Annotated in this window: 16 protein-coding genes and 1 pseudogene; 13 read left to right on the top strand and 4 right to left on the bottom strand. The window is 32.8% G+C overall.

What is annotated here, in order from left to right; translation table 11 throughout:
- The first annotated feature begins 341 nt into the window (after window positions 1-341).
- From D8877_RS11985 to msr(D), 10 genes are all read left to right on the top strand, one after another.
- Window positions 342-1,028 carry a DUF3800 domain-containing protein gene (locus tag D8877_RS11985; protein WP_000933618.1) on the top strand — a complete coding sequence of 229 codons (687 nt, stop codon included), beginning with the start codon at window positions 342-344 and terminating at the stop codon, window positions 1,026-1,028.
- Entirely contained in the window at window positions 1,018-1,539 is a 522-nt protein-coding gene (locus D8877_RS11980; protein WP_000097857.1) for a hypothetical protein, read from the top strand. Before D8877_RS11985 ends, D8877_RS11980 begins: the two co-directional genes overlap by 11 nt.
- A 204-nt stretch (window positions 1,540-1,743) precedes the next feature.
- A complete protein-coding gene (locus D8877_RS12315) occupies window positions 1,744-1,884 on the top strand; it encodes a hypothetical protein (RefSeq protein WP_006151551.1) in 141 nt (46 codons plus the stop codon).
- A 661-nt stretch (window positions 1,885-2,545) separates the two neighbouring features.
- Entirely contained in the window at window positions 2,546-3,175 is a 630-nt protein-coding gene (locus tag D8877_RS11975) for a TetR/AcrR family transcriptional regulator (protein ID WP_000113543.1), read from the top strand.
- A 278-nt stretch (window positions 3,176-3,453) separates the two neighbouring features.
- Window positions 3,454-4,194 carry an ABC-2 transporter permease family protein gene (locus D8877_RS11970; RefSeq protein WP_125353421.1) on the top strand — a complete coding sequence of 247 codons (741 nt, stop codon included), beginning with the start codon at window positions 3,454-3,456 and terminating at the stop codon, window positions 4,192-4,194.
- 135 nt (window positions 4,195-4,329) lie between these two features.
- A complete protein-coding gene (locus D8877_RS11965) occupies window positions 4,330-5,067 on the top strand; it encodes an ABC transporter ATP-binding protein (protein WP_001244586.1) in 738 nt (245 codons plus the stop codon).
- Window positions 5,068-5,069: 2 nt separating this feature from the next.
- Window positions 5,070-6,752, top strand: coding sequence for an ABC transporter ATP-binding protein (locus D8877_RS11960; RefSeq protein WP_000811441.1), 1,683 nt, complete (start codon window positions 5,070-5,072; stop codon window positions 6,750-6,752).
- A gap of 628 nt (window positions 6,753-7,380) precedes the next feature.
- On the top strand, window positions 7,381-7,551 hold the full coding sequence (locus D8877_RS11955) for a hypothetical protein (RefSeq protein WP_000873143.1): 171 nt from the start codon (window positions 7,381-7,383) through the stop codon (window positions 7,549-7,551).
- A 385-nt stretch (window positions 7,552-7,936) separates the two neighbouring features.
- A complete protein-coding gene (mef(A), locus tag D8877_RS11950) occupies window positions 7,937-9,154 on the top strand; it encodes a macrolide efflux MFS transporter Mef(A) (protein ID WP_000417519.1) in 1,218 nt (405 codons plus the stop codon).
- 119 nt (window positions 9,155-9,273) lie between these two features.
- Window positions 9,274-10,737 (top strand): ABC-F type ribosomal protection protein Msr(D), encoded by a 1,464-nt coding sequence (gene msr(D) / locus D8877_RS11945; protein ID WP_000420313.1) that lies wholly within the window; start codon window positions 9,274-9,276, stop codon window positions 10,735-10,737.
- A 117-nt stretch (window positions 10,738-10,854) separates the two neighbouring features.
- Here msr(D) and D8877_RS11940 read toward each other — a convergent pair whose 3' ends face one another.
- From D8877_RS11940 to D8877_RS11925, 4 genes are read right to left on the bottom strand one after another with little or no spacing between them, the layout of a single operon-like run.
- Window positions 10,855-11,154, bottom strand: coding sequence for a DUF5960 family protein (locus D8877_RS11940; protein ID WP_001072467.1), 300 nt, complete (start codon window positions 11,152-11,154; stop codon window positions 10,855-10,857).
- On the bottom strand, window positions 11,141-11,509 hold the full coding sequence (locus tag D8877_RS11935) for a hypothetical protein (protein ID WP_000567222.1): 369 nt from the start codon (window positions 11,507-11,509) through the stop codon (window positions 11,141-11,143). Before D8877_RS11935 ends, D8877_RS11940 begins: the two co-directional genes overlap by 14 nt.
- 12 nt (window positions 11,510-11,521) lie before the next feature.
- The gene (locus tag D8877_RS11930; protein ID WP_000806926.1) at window positions 11,522-11,857 is read right to left on the bottom strand and encodes a DinB/UmuC family translesion DNA polymerase; all 336 of its coding nucleotides are present in this window, start codon (window positions 11,855-11,857) and stop codon (window positions 11,522-11,524) included.
- Window positions 11,854-12,099: a hypothetical protein gene (locus D8877_RS11925; protein ID WP_001813542.1), complete on the bottom strand. Its 246-nt coding sequence runs from the start codon at window positions 12,097-12,099 to the stop codon at window positions 11,854-11,856. Before D8877_RS11925 ends, D8877_RS11930 begins: the two co-directional genes overlap by 4 nt.
- A 900-nt stretch (window positions 12,100-12,999) precedes the next feature.
- Here D8877_RS11925 and D8877_RS11910 point away from each other — a divergent pair.
- The 3 genes and pseudogenes from D8877_RS11910 to D8877_RS11900 form a co-directional block, all read left to right on the top strand.
- A complete protein-coding gene (locus D8877_RS11910; protein WP_006151645.1) occupies window positions 13,000-14,268 on the top strand; it encodes a site-specific integrase in 1,269 nt (422 codons plus the stop codon).
- A gap of 3 nt (window positions 14,269-14,271) precedes the next feature.
- A complete protein-coding gene (locus D8877_RS11905; RefSeq protein ID WP_025197155.1) occupies window positions 14,272-16,122 on the top strand; it encodes a hypothetical protein in 1,851 nt (616 codons plus the stop codon).
- A pseudogene (locus tag D8877_RS11900) lies at window positions 16,119-16,354 on the top strand (hypothetical protein); the annotation flags it as partial. The gene D8877_RS11905 and the pseudogene D8877_RS11900, both read left to right, overlap by 4 nt.

The following is a 16,354-nucleotide window of genomic DNA, read 5'->3' as shown; positions in this document are numbered from 1 at the left end:
AAGGAGTAATGTAGACTATTTGAAAAATGTACTTTATTTTATTATGTAAAATTGAAAAAGCTAGAATAACGTTCATCGTGGTATCTATATTGTAGTCCATTAGGAGATTTTTTAATGTATATTTTAGAAGAAAGTTTGGTGAAGTTGATGAAGAGCAAAAGTACATTTTTAGGTATAGAAAAACAGACACCGAAGTAAGATGTCTGTTCTCCAATCTATTTTAGATTATTGTTCTTAAAAATACATACTAATTCTTGAAGAATAATCCTTTGTAAGTCTTAGTTTTACTGGGGGTTCGTGGTATAATAGAATTATTACTACAAAAATTAGGAGTTATTAAGATGCTCAACTTATATTGTGATGAGTCTTGTCATTTGGAAAATGATGGTGAGAGTGTAATGTTAATAGGAGGGATTTCTTGTCCAGACTATGTAAGGAATATTGTCTATAAGGAGATAAAAGAAATAAAAAGAAAACACGGTATTTCTTCACGTTCTGAAATAAAGTGGAGGAAAGTTTCAAATTCTAAAATTACCTTTTATGAAGATCTTGTAAATTATTTTTTTGATAATGAGCATCTTAATTTTAGAGTAGTTATAATAGACAAAAATAAATTAAACCATAAGAAATATAATCAAACCCACGATGATTTTTACTATAAGCAGTACTTTTATTTAGTAAGAAAATTTCTCTTTGAGGATGATGTTAACGTTTTTATAGATATAAAAGACACAAATAGTATTTTAAAAGTTAACAAGTTAAAGAATATTCTTGAAAACTGGAAGCAGTCACCCAAACATATCAAAAATATTCAACAAATTCGCTCTCATGAAAACTCAATAATGCAATTAGCTGACCTATTGATAGGGGCAGTAGCTTATAAAAATAGGAGCTTTGAAAGTAGTTTAGCTAGAATCAGGCTAAGTAATTTAATCTCTAATAGAGCTAAGCATGAGTTAACAACGAATACAAAGTATAACGCAATAAAATTCAATATTTTTAAAATGGAGTTAAGTGATGAGCAGTAACGTAACAGATTTTTGTCCTATCCTTCCTCCGAAGATAACACTTGATCAATTTAATGGTGACTATGCTCTTTATGATGATTTTTTATATGAGAATGTATTTTTAGAGCAATTGTTCAACTTCAAGATAACTTTTAGAGGGAAATTTGTCGAGTTAAAGTCGTATCCGTATTTTGAAGGTAAAGAAGATAGTTATTTTCATCTTACCTGTAAAAATTTTGATATAGATTCAGAAGAACGAGAACCTGATTTAAGAAGGAGCGAAAGATTATGTTGGTTAAGACCTGCAATAGAAACGGATCATAACAAGATTTGCAAACAAGATTGTTTCTTAATATATGAACGACCGTATAAAAAATCTAATAGAATATTTTTATTAGATCCAGTAGATCGCTATTTTATTGTACTTGAAGAAAGACCTAGTTACTATTTATTGATAACAGCATTTTACATACACTATGATAATGTACTTCGAAAGAAACTGAAAGAATACGATAAATATAAAACTAACTGAGAAAAACAGAAAACGTCCCTATGATTAGGGACGTAATCGCAATCTCCTTCAACAACTTGGTCGATGAGTTAACTATATTATACCAAAACTATAAAATATTGCAAGTATTTAATTAACAGACAGCAATAATTTCAGAGATATTCTCCCAAATGTCCAAATGGATATCTCTATTCCCGCATGAAATTTATTTACAAAGAGTACATTATGGACTTACAAGAACTTTACGACAACCTATCAACTGAGTTAAACACTCTTGGTATTCGGTTAGATAAAAATATTTACCAAGGAATGCAAAAAGAATCGCTAAAAGGATTTCTTAGTGACTTTGAGAAGCCGGTGTATTAGGCACACCTTTGAAGTCAACTCAAGGATGTAGAATCTTTGGATAGCTATCAGAGATTGTTAGATGGGACTGATGACCGCCAATCTGATTATGTTAAGCAATCCATTCAGCGCTTTTACACGGAGTTTGTTGAATCAATCAGGGATGAATTATATTAAAGAACACTGATGACAAAAAGTCTGGCAAATTCCTTGTCAGACTTTAACTATATGATTTTAGTAAAGTATATTCTCACTAAAATTCAGGTTTAATAAATTTCCAGTTTTCACTTTGATAGGGTAGACTTTAGGATATTTTTGTTCCAAAAAAAAACTAAAAGTTTATGTACAATTGATTTAACTAGAGCTAAACCATTGATAAAACTGAATTAGAAGAATAAAGTGCACTCATTAAGTAGTGTACTTTATTTTTGTTTTGTACATTTTTTGTTGATGGCTTAATCAATACTACATCTCTATCAGGCAATTCAGACTCCATTTAGTCCTCTAAAACCCATGTTGAGTGTGTATCTTTGCTGGTAAAAGCTTAGAAACCTTGTAGCGAAGTAATAATGAAAAGCCTTTATTATAAAGGTTTTTCATATTCCAATAAAGAACTTGACATTATTAGTTACTTCCACTACAATAGAATTACATACCATTGGTATGATAGAAAGGGACTGGAATGGCAAGAAATAGAAACTCACATGAAACTAGACAAAAAATACTAGAGGTCTCTAAAAATTTATTTTTAGAAAAAGGATTTGATAATACGTCAATACAAGATATCATAGATGGGTTAGGTGGATTAACAAAAGGTGTTATCTATCATCATTTTGAGTCTAAATACGATATACTGCAAACAATCATTAGCGAAAATAATCAAGAAATTTTAAATTATAATTGGAGAGGAAATACTGGGTTAGAAAAGATACAAAATTCTTTGATGGACTCTTTCTCTAATTTTGAACACCAAAGGCTCGTTTACTCTGCCTCAATCATGCTTAGAAGTCCACGTTTGTTAGGAGAGCAGTATCTAGGTCTATTTTCTGATTTTTTACCCGAAATTAGAGAAAAAGTTTACGAAGGAGTTGAAGATGGGTCTATTAAAACAGAATATCCAGAAGAGCTAGCAGATTTAATTGTTTTAACTCTAAATATTTGGATTGGTTTTCAAATTTCCGTTTTTTCATTAGTAGAATTAAAGCGCAAAATGAATTTCATTAAACTTACTTTTGAAGGTCTAGGGGTACAGTTAATTTCTGATGAAATGATGGAGGTGATTTTCAACTTATTTGATCACTTAAAAAAATAGTAAATAAGTAGTCGCATGACATTCTTGTTAATACTAATTTCTATTTATGTATTATCAATTGAATAAACTATATTACATAATTTATAATTTAAAAATAACACACTTAAAGTGTGTTATTAAAAATCCACTATACATACCGTAGGTATGTTTATTTTTCAGTGTAGCCATACCGATAGTATGTATGGTGTAATTGTCTGAAAAATAAGCTAATTTTTAAATATTTGTTGAGATTAGTTTGAATAGTTTACTCTTTATTTACACTTTGGAGGAAAGAATCTATGTTATCGCTTATTAAAATTGAATTAAATAAAATTTCTAAACCTAAATTATTTTTAGCCTGGTTGTGTACTATTTTTATAGTGTTAGGCATTACAGCAATCATTATTATGGGTTTAGGTACTGACAATAAACTAGGAGAATTCGCTGGTCAGGATTCTAATGTTATTAGAGTTACTGGTAAATGGGAAGGCTGGGCAATTGTAGCTTCATTGTTTTCATCTTTATTTACAAAAGCAGCATTTTTGATTTTCGAATCTTATTTATTATCTACGATTATCATTGATGAATTTAAACGAAGAACAATTTTTCAGTTGTTTTCTTACCCTATTTCTAAAATAAAGTTACTATGGGGAAAAATTCTTTTAGTCATCCTAATATCATTTATTGCCCATTTTTCTGCACATTTAGTTATTCAAATATTCATTAGATTCATGGCTGTTGTAACTGAATCTAGTTGTATCCCTGTAGCTAATCAATTAATTAACTTAGCTGGAATTACGTTTGGAACAGTACTAATAGGGTTATTACCATTTGTTTTAGGTATGATTAAGCATTCAACAGCTATAACAATGCTTACAGGACTTGGTTTAGCAGCATTACTTTCGAATGCCAGTCCAGGAAGTTTATCTAATAATATTGCTGATAACTTATTCTTTTTGATATTTGCAAGTTTCATAAGTTTAATGATTACTTCATTTTCANTTTATAATATTTCAAGACAAGATATTAGTATCAAGTAGCATAGCTGAATTTAATTGAAGGAATGTGATAATTCCTTGATGATTTCTATAAAAAAAGAGGCTGTATAAGTTGGTATTTATGCTCCAGGAGAAAAATTCTTTCATTTAAAGCTGGATATAGAAAGAGAGATAGAAATGAGAAATATTGTTGAAATAAAAGAAGTTTTTAAAACAATTGATAAAGAAGAAATTTTAAGTGGTATCAACCTTCAAATTGCTGAAGGAGAAATCTATGGTTTTTTAGGACCGAACGGTGCTGGAAAAACAACGTTAATGAAATGTATGTTAACCTTATCAACAATTACATCAGGTAGTATTGAAATTTTTGGGAAAAATCTACAAGAACACAGAGAAGAAATCCTAAGTCAGATTGGAAGTATTATTGAATCACCAATTTTTTATGATAATTGCACTGCAAAAGAAATTTTGGAAATTCACGCTCAATATATGGGGAAAAATATTATTGAATCAGATATAAAAAAAGCCTTAAGAATGGTCGGCTTAAAAAATACGACTAAAAAAGTAAAAGATTTTTCGTTAGGAATGAGGCAAAGGCTTGGTTTAGCTCGTGCCTTTCTAACAAAACCTAAATTGTTAATTTTAGATGAGCCAATCAATGGTTTAGATCCAATAGGGATTCAAGAAATTCGAAATCTTTTGTTGTCGCTTTCTAAGGAGCATGGAATTACTATTCTAATATCGAGTCATATATTATCGGAAATTTCACAGATAGCAGATAAAATTGGCTTTATCAAAAATGGAGAAATTGTAGAACAGGTTTCTATGAAAGAGATTAGGAGAGAGAATATTGACTTAGAAGAATATTTTATGTCACATTTTCTAAATGAAATTAAGAATTATGAGGTAGATTAAGGATGAAACAATTGATAAAGAACCATCAGAAGGCTTTTTATGCTTTCATGATATTTAATATACTGGTCCCTTTAACTAATATTGCTTTTGCTTATTCTATTAAAGGTATTATTGATAGTGGCATGTCCCAAAATAAAGAAGCCTTAACTCAAGCGGTACTAGTAGGAGCTACTGTTATTTTCATCTATGCAGCACTCAACTTTATATCTCTTCGATTGAGAAATAAACTTGTTAGGCAAATCATGTCAAGATACAAAAACAAGGTGTTCCAATCTATTTTAGATAGGGATTATAGAGACTTTTCTAAAGAAAAATCAGGGAAATTTATTTCCGTATTAACCGAAAATATGAAGAAAATTGAGCAAGATTATCTATACCAGTATTTTAATATTTCAAAAAACCTTTCCTTAATGATTTTTTCACTTCTAACTATGTTTATAGGTAATTGGTTTTTGACCTTATTAGTTATCATTGCTAGCATCATTCCGATGATGATTTCAGGATTTATTGGACAAAAATCAGCCTCTTTACAAAATAGAGCTATGGTTGCCGATCAGAAGTATTTAGCTAAGGTTAAAGATATTTTAGCAGGATTTCTTGTTATTAAAAGTTTTAATGTGAAAGATGCTATCTGTGAGGATTATAGTCATGAAAGTGAAAAATTTGATGAAATAAATTTTATAAAAGGGAAATTTGACGTTTTAGCTAATGTTATTTCACAGCTTTCAGGGATGATTGTTTTTTTGGTAGCCTTTGGTGGAGGGATGTATCTCGTATTTAATAGCTCTACCACAATTGGGAGTGTAACAGCTATTGTTCAACTGGTCAATTTTGTAGTAATGCCACTGAATGAAGTTGGAATGGGAATAAGTAAATTTCGTGAAGGTCAGGCAACACTAGATGCATTTGAGGTAAAAGATGTAACTGAGCTTCAGACTGGTGAAACAAAAGAATATTTCGATGATGTTATTTCTTTTTCAAATATAGACTTTTCTTACCCTAATACTAAAGAAAAAATTTTTAACCATTTATCTTTGAAGATTCAAAAAGGAGAAAAAATTGCAATTGTTGGAATGTCAGGGAGTGGGAAATCAACTTTGCTCAATCTATTACTGCGTTTTTACGATGTAACAAGTGGGCACATCTCCATTGATAATATAGATTTGCAAGCTATTTCAGCAGAGAGCCTTTATAACTTAATGACAATTGTTCAACAAGACGTTTATATCTTTGATGATACTTTAAGAGCAAATATTACTCTTAATCAATCCTTCACTGATGAGGAAATAAAGCAAGCTGTACAGCAGTCGGGTTTAGAAAGTTATGTTTTAGAAAATGAATCTGGTCTACAAACTTTATGTGGAGAGAATGGCTCAAATCTATCTGGCGGACAAAAACAAAGAGTTAGTATTGCGCGTGCCTTGATTCGAAAAACACCAATCTTATTATTGGATGAGGCTACTTCATCTTTGGATAATCAAGTAACTACTGAAATTGAAAGTTCAATCTTGGATATTCAAAATTTGACTGCACTTGTAGTAACCCACAAGTTGAATGAGAACATTTTGAAAAAATACGATAGAATTCTCTTTATGAAAGATGGCGTTATTGTTGAAGATGGTTCTTTCAGTGATTTGATGGATAGGAGAGGTGAGTTTTATAAGTTGTTTGAGTTGAGTGTGTAATTCTCTTTCATTTTATAGTATAATTTTATAAAACACTCTATCCTTTTCGTTCTATAATATATAAGCTTGCTAGCACCACATGTTGAGGCGGTAAGTTTGCTAGTCAAGGAGTAAAACGACGAAGATTAGCATTTACTTCCGCCCATGCGATAGCTGTCCGTGATTGACAAGTGCTAGCACGCAGACAGAACGGAGATAGCGAACCGCTGAGTGTGTCGCTCTGCTCGTAAAAGCTTAGAAACCTTTGAACGAAAGGGATAATGAAAGCCTTGATTGCAAGGCTTTTTGCTTTATGGTGGGTAAGTATCAGAGTGAGAAAATTTTTGGAATGAGTAGAAGTGATAGCTAGAAATTATCAGTTTCTATTTCCATTTACCCTGTGGGTACGTGTTTGTTTCCATTGACAAGGAGTTTGTGGGAATAGAAATGTACCCACCTTGTTTGAATCAAGTGAAGTGTAGTTGAAGGAAATCTGTTGAAAGCAATACTTCATTTTACCGAATAAGTAATAATTTAGGCAACTTCAAATCGATTAAAAAAAACTATTTTAAAGGTTAAGAGTAGACAAAAATTGTCCACTCTTTTTTGCAAACTCAATTTATCAATAAATGAAATGAGGGAATGTAAAATGAAATATTTTGAGGTTGAGTTAGAAAATCCTGATGAATTTTTAAAACTACAAACAGAAGATTTTGTGAAAGCTAATCGCTTGCTACTAAGGAAGATAATCCAGAGCGTTACAGTCTATGAAGAAAACTTCGTCATATCCTTTAAATCTGGCATCGAATTGGAAGTATGAGTCTCATTCCATAACTTTTATATTGAACATATCATCTTGTTGTGTTATACTATAAATTGATATAAACAAAGATGTAGGAGGAACCGAAACTATGACAGCCTCAATGCGTTTAAGATAAGCTGGCAATAAAAAAAGCAGAATCTATACCCGATGATAGGCTTTTTTGTTGTGCTTATTTATACGATATTGAGCATTCATTAGTTACGGTGAGGATATTGGTTATTTAACTATACCTTTATTTAACTATGTCTTTAATATGAATGTTTCCAAATTGTATGTATGCAGACCAAAAGCCACATTGTGGGGTTTGGCCTGCATTTTTTATTGCCTAGAATGCTATTCAAAATAGAAATTCAAGCAAAATAATATGCAGGAGATAATATAAATGGAAAAATACAACAATTGGAAACGAAAATTTTATGCAATATGGGCAGGGCAAGCAGTATCATTAATCACTAGTGCCATCCTGCAAATGGCGATTATTTTTTACCTTACAGAAAAAACAGGATCTGCGATGGTCTTGTCTATGGCTTCATTAGTAGGTTTTTTACCCTATGCGATTTTGGGACCTGCCATTGGTGTGCTAGTGGATCGTCATGATAGGAAGAAGATAATGATTGGTGCCGATTTAATTATCGCAGCAGCTGGTGCAGTGCTTGCTATTGTTGCATTCTGTATGGAGCTACCTGTCTGGATGATTATGATAGTATTGTTTATCCGTAGCATTGGAACAGCTTTTCATACCCCAGCACTCAATGCGGTTACACCACTTTTAGTACCAGAAGAACAGCTAACGAAATGCGCAGGCTATAGTCAGTCTTTGCAGTCTATAAGCTATATTGTTAGTCCGGCAGTTGCAGCACTCTTATACTCCGTTTGGGATTTAAATGCTATTATTGCCATCGACGTATTGGGTGCTGTGATTGCATCTATTACGGTAGCAATTGTACGTATACCTAAGCTGGGTAATCAAGTGCAAAGTTTAGAACCAAATTTCATAAGGGAGATGAAAGAAGGAGTTGTGGTTCTGAGACAAAACAAAGGATTGTTTGCCTTATTACTCTTAGGAACACTATATACTTTTGTTTATATGCCAATCAATGCACTATTTCCTTTAATAAGCATGGAACACTTTAATGGAACGCCTGTGCATATTTCTATTACGGAAATTTCCTTTGCATTTGGGATGCTAGCAGGAGGCTTATTATTAGGAAGATTAGGGGGCTTCGAAAAGCATGTATTACTAATAACAAGTTCATTTTTTATAATGGGGACCAGTTTAGCCGTTTCGGGAATACTTCCTCCAAATGGATTTGTAATATTCGTAGTTTGCTGTGCAATAATGGGGCTTTCGGTGCCATTTTATAGCGGTGTGCAAACAGCTCTTTTTCAGGAGAAAATTAAGCCTGAATATTTAGGACGTGTATTTTCTTTGATCGGAAGTATCATGTCACTTGCTATGCCAATTGGGTTAATTCTTTCTGGATTCTTTGCTGATAAAATCGGTGTAAATCATTGGTTTTTACTATCAGGTATTTTAATTATTGGCATTGCTATAGTTTGCCAAATGATAACTGAGGTTAGAAAATTAGATTTAAAATAAACAATATTGGAGGAATATTTATGTATCTTATTTTCATGTAACTCTTCCTGCTAAAATCGCAGGGTTTTCCCTGCATACAAGCAAATGAAAGCATGCGATTATAGACAGGAGGAAATGTTATGGAATTAATATTAAAAGCAAAAGACATTCGTGTGGAATTCAAAGGACGCGATGTTTTAGATATAAATGAATTAGAAGTATATGATTATGACCGTATTGGTTTAGTAGGAGCAAATGGTGCTGGAAAAAGCACTTTACTCAGGGTACTTTTAGGAGAATTAACTCCCCCAGGATGTAAAATGAATCGTCTGGGTGAACTTGCCTATATTCCCCAGTTGGACGAAGTAACTCTGCAGGAGGAAAAAGATTTTGCACTTGTAGGCAAGCTAGGTGTTGAGCAATTAAATATACAGACTATGAGCGGTGGTGAAGAAACAAGGCTTAAAATAGCACAGGCCTTATCGGCACAGGTTCATGGTATTTTAGCGGATGAACCTACGAGCCATTTAGACCGTGAAGGAATTGATTTTCTAATAGGACAGCTAAAATATTTTACAGGTGCACTGTTAGTTATTAGCCATGACCGCTATTTTCTTGATGAAATAGTAGATAAAATATGGGAACTGAAAGATGGCAAAATCACTGAGTATTGGGGAAACTATTCTGATTATCTTCGTCAGAAAGAGGAAGAACGTAAGAGCCAAGCTGCAGAATACGAACAATTTATTGCGGAACGTGCCCGATTGGAAAGGGCTGCGGAGGAAAAGCGAAAACAGGCTCGTAAAATAGAACAGAAGGCAAAAGGTTCTTCAAAGAAAAAAAGTACTGAAGACGGAGGGCGTTTAGCTCATCAAAAATCAATAGGAAGTAAGGAAAAAAAGATGTATAATGCTGCTAAAACCCTAGAGCACAGGATTGCGGCCTTAGGAAAAGTAGAAGCTCCGGAAGGCATTCGCAGAATTCGTTTCAGGCAAAGTAAAGCATTGGAGCTCCATAATCCATACCCTATAGTCGGTGCAGAAATTAATAAAGTATTTGGGGATAAGGCTCTGTTTGAAAATGCATCTTTTCAAATTCCGTTAGGAGCAAAAGTGGCGTTAACTGGTGGTAATGGAATCGGAAAAACAACTTTAATCCAAATGATCTTAAACCATGAAGAAGGAATTTCTATTTCGCCTAAGGCAAAAATAGGTTACTTTGCACAGAATGGTTACAAGTACAACAGTAATCAGAATGTTATGGAGTTTATGCAGAAGGATTGTGACTACAATATATCAGAAATTCGTTCAGTGCTAGCATCTATGGGGTTCAAACAGAACGATATTGGAAAAAGTTTATCTGTTTTAAGCGGTGGAGAAATTATAAAATTGTTGCTTGCTAAAATGCTCATGGGTAGATATAACATCCTAATAATGGATGAACCCAGTAACTTCCTTGACATACCAAGTTTAGAGGCTTTGGAAATACTAATGAAGGAGTACACCGGAACTATCGTGTTTATCACCCACGATAAACGATTACTCGAAAATGTAGCAGATGTAGTTTATGAAATTAGAGATAAGAAAATAAATCTGAAACATTAAATTTAAGGTAGTCGCTGGTCAGTATAGTCTGTTCTGGTTGGCGACTCCATTGTTAAAGAGTATAAAGACTTTAGATTTTATGAATATTAAAAATAGGAACAGTCAATTGAACTGCTCCTATTTTTCTGCTAAATATATTGTAGTTTTCTTATATGTATAATGATAGATTAGCGGATTCTCATCTACGGTACTTACTTCAAATATGAAGAAGTGATCGCGGTTATCTCTGGACTTTTCCTTATTGAGGACAAAGTAATTCTTACGTGAAGTCGCCATTGTTTTTAGGATATCATCAGTTAGGAAGGTCAATGGAATATTCATGTTAGAGTAGCGGTAGAAGTCACGTTCAAAATCTTGGTAGCTCTCGCTATAATAGTCCATTTGTAGGTGATTACGCTGAAACTCAAGCTGATTCATAGAGCACCTCCTCGACAAGTTCAATACTAATAATGTCTTTTAATTTCAAATTGATGTGACCTGTTGTAGTTTTTATCAAAATGAAATCTTTGGTCAGACTTGGTATTGTTCCAGTGTAGGAAACACGCTTGTTTTTTTCAATCACTTGAATGCGTGTGCGTAGCTGCCCGGCGTATACTTGACTGAGGAGTAATAATTTCTTCTCTAGTGATAAGTCAGACATGTACGTTACTTTGTTTGTATCATCAGAGAGTGCTGATGCATGTTCAGATAGGAAAAAGCCCATCCATTTTTGCATCTTTGTATCCTGGTACTCTCTTGCTGATTGAAATGGTAAATATGAACGGTCAATCATATCAAATCCTTTCTATGCAGAGGCAAGGGTATTTTTATCAAATTGAATCGTAAAACCTTGAATTCCCCCACCTGTGTAACATTCTTTAAAGCGATTGATTACCTCAGTATAGATTATCACAGATGAGCTTGTTGGCTTAATGCTAAATGTAAATTCCAATGGTAATCGGTTTTCAGATTTAGCATGTACTAGTCGTATCGATATTTCAGTTGTTTTGAGTTTTCTCTGACGAAGTTTTGAAGTTGCTGTTTCAACGATTCCATGTAAAAATCTTTCAAGCATTTCAATATCATTACATCCTTTGCTACGGATTTCTGAAAATTGTACTGTATTTTTTTCTTGTTTCATTTTAATCCCTCCAATCCACCCGCGGAATGACCACCGATAAGTTTACTGCGTTCAATATTTCTGGAACCTTCAGTTAGGACGGTTCCTTTTTGTATGGCTAAAAAACCAAACTGTTCTCTGACAACATCAATAGCTGTCTGAAGTCTATTATCTTTTTCAATTTGTTCTACATCATCAAAGAGTGATAGTAGAGTATAGCTTTCATCTACGAAGCCACTATAAGATACACCAATTTGTCTCACTGCACCAGAGGTGTATTTTTTCGGAATAATACAAGTACATGACTCACCATTGTTTTGGGGAGATTTGCGGGTTCAATTTTATTCTGAGCATTTATAGATTTTTTCATCTCAGTCCTAGAATAGCCAATATGAATAGAAACGACAGTAGTCAATACTAGGGCTACTGTTCCGTTCCACAGTATCATTTAAAAATCATTTTCACACCCTTTCGTCTATTAGTATAGAAGAAAGCTCTCAGCACATGAGGAGAAATCATGAGGGATATTCTCAGTTGAATAAGTAAGAGTATAATCTACATCTCCAAAGTAGGAGTGGCCAGTTCCAGCAGAAAGACCTTCATAGGTTTTATAACTGAATAGATCGACTACTTTGTTGTCGAATTTTTCCTGTTCTTCAAGTAATCCTGAGGAATAGACGACAACTTTAAAATCAAATAAGCTAAAAACGCTCTAAAATCATTAAATTGATATAAAAATGTTTTTTATTGTCAAAATATACAATTAAAAAAATTTCCAGTTTTTTTAAAATCACTATCTCAGATGACAATTTAATCAAAATATGATATAATACAGAAAAAGTAAAAATAACAAAAGTAACTTACAAAAGTAAAAGAAAAAAAGTAAATAGATAGCCACGGCGGATATTCCTTTCATTGTTTAGAAGGAGTTGCTGTGGTTATCGTTGTTGCTGAGCTAATTAATTGCTCTTATTACTTAGATGAAGTTACTTTTGTTATTGAATTAATTCAAATAATAATAACGATCAATGAAAGTACTCATCGATATTCCCTTTATGCAGTTTAGAGCACAAAGGAAAATGGTACTGATTTGATCGTTTTTTTGTGTATTGACATCCTAAAACCCAGTCAGAACCTTCAGTCATATTAAACAAGGAGATAACATGAGATTTGTTGTATATAAACATTCACTAGTTTTAGGTGATAACAACATCGTGACAAAGCAATTTATCGTTCTGAAGCACGATGACGGCAACTTACAATTTACTGATTTTCATCGTTATGTTAAATCTACTTCAAGAATCAAGTCTATTTCAGATGATGGGAATAAACGCTTTTCTTACGTTGTTAAGTTTCTAAATTTTATATTTGGTACTTCTGGACTTAAAAGTATAGATCAACTTACACTTGAAATGGTTAGAGAATTTTTTACGCTTTATGGATTATCTCAGTTACCAGGAGATAGAGAAAAAAGAAAGAAAAGCACCGTTGAAAAATGCGTAAATGCAGTTCTTGACTTCTTAACTCTTTATTTAAGTGAGCGAGAGGGAAAGGCTAAGTTAAAAGCAGAAGAATTGTATTCTACGACAACTTTTACGAATAGTAGAGGACGGGTTATAAAGCGTAAAGAACCAAATTTTGAAATATACGTAAATGATAGCAACACTGAGAAAGCTATTTTTCGTGATATGCCAAATAGTGCTTTTGAGATGTTATTTTCTCACATAGCACACTATCATAAAGATCTACTCATGGTTGTGGCCTTGGGAGCCTTTGTTGGCTTAAGACCATCAGAAGCATGCAATGTAAGACGTGAAGATAGTCCTCTAGGGCCAGGTATTTTGTTTCACCAAAGTGATGGGCAAGTATTTAAGATTGAGATCGATCTACGAAAAGAAATACCTCTCCGAAGCGATTTAAAGCCAACTGGACGGATTAAAAAGGAAAGACTTCAAGCAGTACCTTATATCTTTCTGGAGGTCTTTTTAGACACTTATAATGACTATATGACTTATCTGGAAGGTAAGAAGTATGAGAAGGATTATGGACCTTTAAATCTTAACAGACGAGGAAAAGCATTATCATACGATGTATACTATCAACGATTTCGTAAGATTATTCGCGACGAAATGATCCCAATCTTCTTAAAATCTGATGATGCAGAGGTTGTCTTTTTTGGGCAGCTTTTGCAGGAGCATAATATTTCCCCACATATTTTCAGACACTGGTACACGACACAGTTAGTATTATCTGGGGTTTCTGAAATAAGTGAGCTTATGTCAGCAAGAGGTGATAAATCGCCTGAGAGTGCTTGGGTTTATCTACAAAACAAAGGAGAAATCGCAAAACAATATGGTCAAGTTAATAATGGTGTTTTTGACTATATGAATTGGCGAGCAAATGAACTTTTTGGTGATAAGTTAGAAAGGTAATGTATGACTTATTCAATTAAATCTTTGATCGAAAATCTGTTAAGTGAACTCGGAAAAAACGATATACAGTATAAAGGCAAAATTAGTAAGTTTTTAGTTGATAACAATTGGTTTAATATTGAGATTGATTTGGATAACTATTCTATCTCAGATAAAGATGCTCAATTATTAATAGAAAAAATAACCAATTATCTTCTTGGACCAACTGGTTTAGCAGGAATTCAGCCTATATTTAAACAAAAATTCCCATTAACTTACAAATATTTTCAGCAATACTCAGAAGATAGCAACTTATCTAAGGAAAACATGTTTTATGTTCAAGATTTTCTTGCTTTTTATCTTAAAAGAGATTTATTTCTCTGTAATGATAATGAGATTGAATTGTTGGTTGAAGAAGCAGTATATGCACTTGAAAAGCAAAAAGGCGAAGTTTTTATTGATTTTTTAAAGTGGTTAATGAATAAAATGAGATGTAACTATCACAAAAGATATGAATTTACACCTCGATACACATTAGAACAGGAGACTAACGCTTATGAGTTAGACGAATATTTAGAATTACTGTATTTTCTTTTTAATGACAATTACATTAGAAAAGAAGATATGCTTTATAAAGCAGCAATCTCAAAAGACTACGCAGATACCTGGCTATTTCTAGCACTTCATTTTATATGTGCGCTACGTGGAACAGATTTAGAACAACTTGGACATCCACAACTTCCTAGAACACCGAAAGAAGTTCTAAAATCAGTTAGAAGTGGTAATTGGAGTAGCAGTGAGGCAAGAAGAACTCTTTTAAGTATTACAACTCGTTTAACTTATTTAAATATTACTCCAAACAAAACAAAGCGAACTAAAAATATTAGTCAGATTAAATTTCAGGTCCCTGAGAGTTGTCAGGTATTGATTGGAACGTTGTTGGCTATCTGTGAAGCTCATTATCAGTTGAATAAAGATAATAATGATGAACCTTTAATTCGACAAATAAAAGAATATAAACGAATTAATCGATATATGGGGAAAGAAATTGGAGACTTATTTCTTGAAAGGAATTTTAGTTCTAGATCTGCAAATAAATCCTATCTTCAAACTGTTGCCATGTTAGCAGATGATGTTTTGCAAGAAAAATCTGAGTTAAATATTAAAGGCTATTTTTTAGCCGCATTAGCCCGTAGCCATAAAGGTTCATTCGATGAATTTGCACAAACTACAACAACGTACCTAAAAGATGCCCAACTAAGCCAGCTTAAACCAGAAATGGTTGCGAGAGAACTATTTGAACGAGGTGTTTTATCTATGATTCCATCAATGATCCTGACGATTGTAACTAGAGGAAAGTATAAAGAATTAAGTCCTAGTCAACAGACTCAGATGATTAAACAGTTAGATTTGACACCAAATGAGATTGAAAAAACATTGGCTTTAAGCATTCAGGCAGAAGTGAAATCGCAAAAGGCATTAAAGATTTTGGTAGAAGAAGAAGCAGAGCCTAATCAACTTCTTACTATTTGTCATCGTATAGGAAACGGTGAAGCCTTCTCAAAACAAGGTGAAAGCATGTGTCTTTTATCTGCGCTTGGAAAGATTTGTCCATATGACGATAGGCAACATTGCATCGGTTGTCATTATGAATTACAAACGAAATCTACTTTATTGTTATTAGTAGGAGAATTCAATCGTTTGAACAAACAATACTCTAGAGTTCGAACTGATTTAGAAAAAGGTAAAATTCGGAGTATTTTAGAAGAACAAATAAAACCTTGTTTAACTGAAATGTTGCAAGCTTTATGCGAGCAATATGGAGATGACGTGTTACATGATTACGAAGAAATAATAAAGGAGTTAATAAATTGAACAATCAAGCTAAACTTTTTAAAATTGAAAATTATTTTGAAACTTTTGACCGTGATTGTGTTCTGCGAGCAAAAGAAGTTTTCGATGACTATTTTGATAAAGGAATTATTCTAAGTTACGATTTTGATCATAAGAAATGGGAAACTACAAATGAATATGCCAATATTAGCCTGTTTTTTAACATTTCTGAATTTCAATATAGGAGATTTTATCAATCATTTTTTCAGTTGTC

The sequence above is a fragment of the Streptococcus sanguinis genome, assembly GCF_003943735.1.
Taxonomy (GTDB): Bacteria; Bacillota; Bacilli; order Lactobacillales; family Streptococcaceae; genus Streptococcus; species Streptococcus sanguinis_E.
Note: the sequence above shows the minus strand (reverse complement) of the source record. Positions and strands in the feature narration are given on the sequence as shown.

What these genes read in the sequence shown, in the direction of transcription:
- D8877_RS11960 (WP_000811441.1), top strand. Translation starts at nt 5,070, where the DNA reads ATGAAACAATTGATAAAGAACCATCAGAAGGCTTTTTATGCTTTCATG.
- D8877_RS11910 (WP_006151645.1), top strand. Translation starts at nt 13,000, where the DNA reads ATGAGATTTGTTGTATATAAACATTCACTAGTTTTAGGTGATAACAAC.
- D8877_RS11980 (WP_000097857.1), top strand. Translation starts at nt 1,018, where the DNA reads ATGAGCAGTAACGTAACAGATTTTTGTCCTATCCTTCCTCCGAAGATA.
- D8877_RS12315 (WP_006151551.1), top strand. Translation starts at nt 1,744, where the DNA reads ATGGACTTACAAGAACTTTACGACAACCTATCAACTGAGTTAAACACT.
- D8877_RS11955 (WP_000873143.1), top strand. Translation starts at nt 7,381, where the DNA reads ATGAAATATTTTGAGGTTGAGTTAGAAAATCCTGATGAATTTTTAAAA.
- D8877_RS11905 (WP_025197155.1), top strand. Translation starts at nt 14,272, where the DNA reads ATGACTTATTCAATTAAATCTTTGATCGAAAATCTGTTAAGTGAACTC.
- D8877_RS11985 (WP_000933618.1), top strand. Translation starts at nt 342, where the DNA reads ATGCTCAACTTATATTGTGATGAGTCTTGTCATTTGGAAAATGATGGT.
- D8877_RS11940 (WP_001072467.1), bottom strand. Translation starts at nt 11,154, where the DNA reads ATGAATCAGCTTGAGTTTCAGCGTAATCACCTACAAATGGACTATTAT.
- D8877_RS11930 (WP_000806926.1), bottom strand. Translation starts at nt 11,857, where the DNA reads ATGAAACAAGAAAAAAATACAGTACAATTTTCAGAAATCCGTAGCAAA.
- D8877_RS11965 (WP_001244586.1), top strand. Translation starts at nt 4,330, where the DNA reads ATGAGAAATATTGTTGAAATAAAAGAAGTTTTTAAAACAATTGATAAA.
- D8877_RS11975 (WP_000113543.1), top strand. Translation starts at nt 2,546, where the DNA reads ATGGCAAGAAATAGAAACTCACATGAAACTAGACAAAAAATACTAGAG.
- D8877_RS11935 (WP_000567222.1), bottom strand. Translation starts at nt 11,509, where the DNA reads ATGATTGACCGTTCATATTTACCATTTCAATCAGCAAGAGAGTACCAG.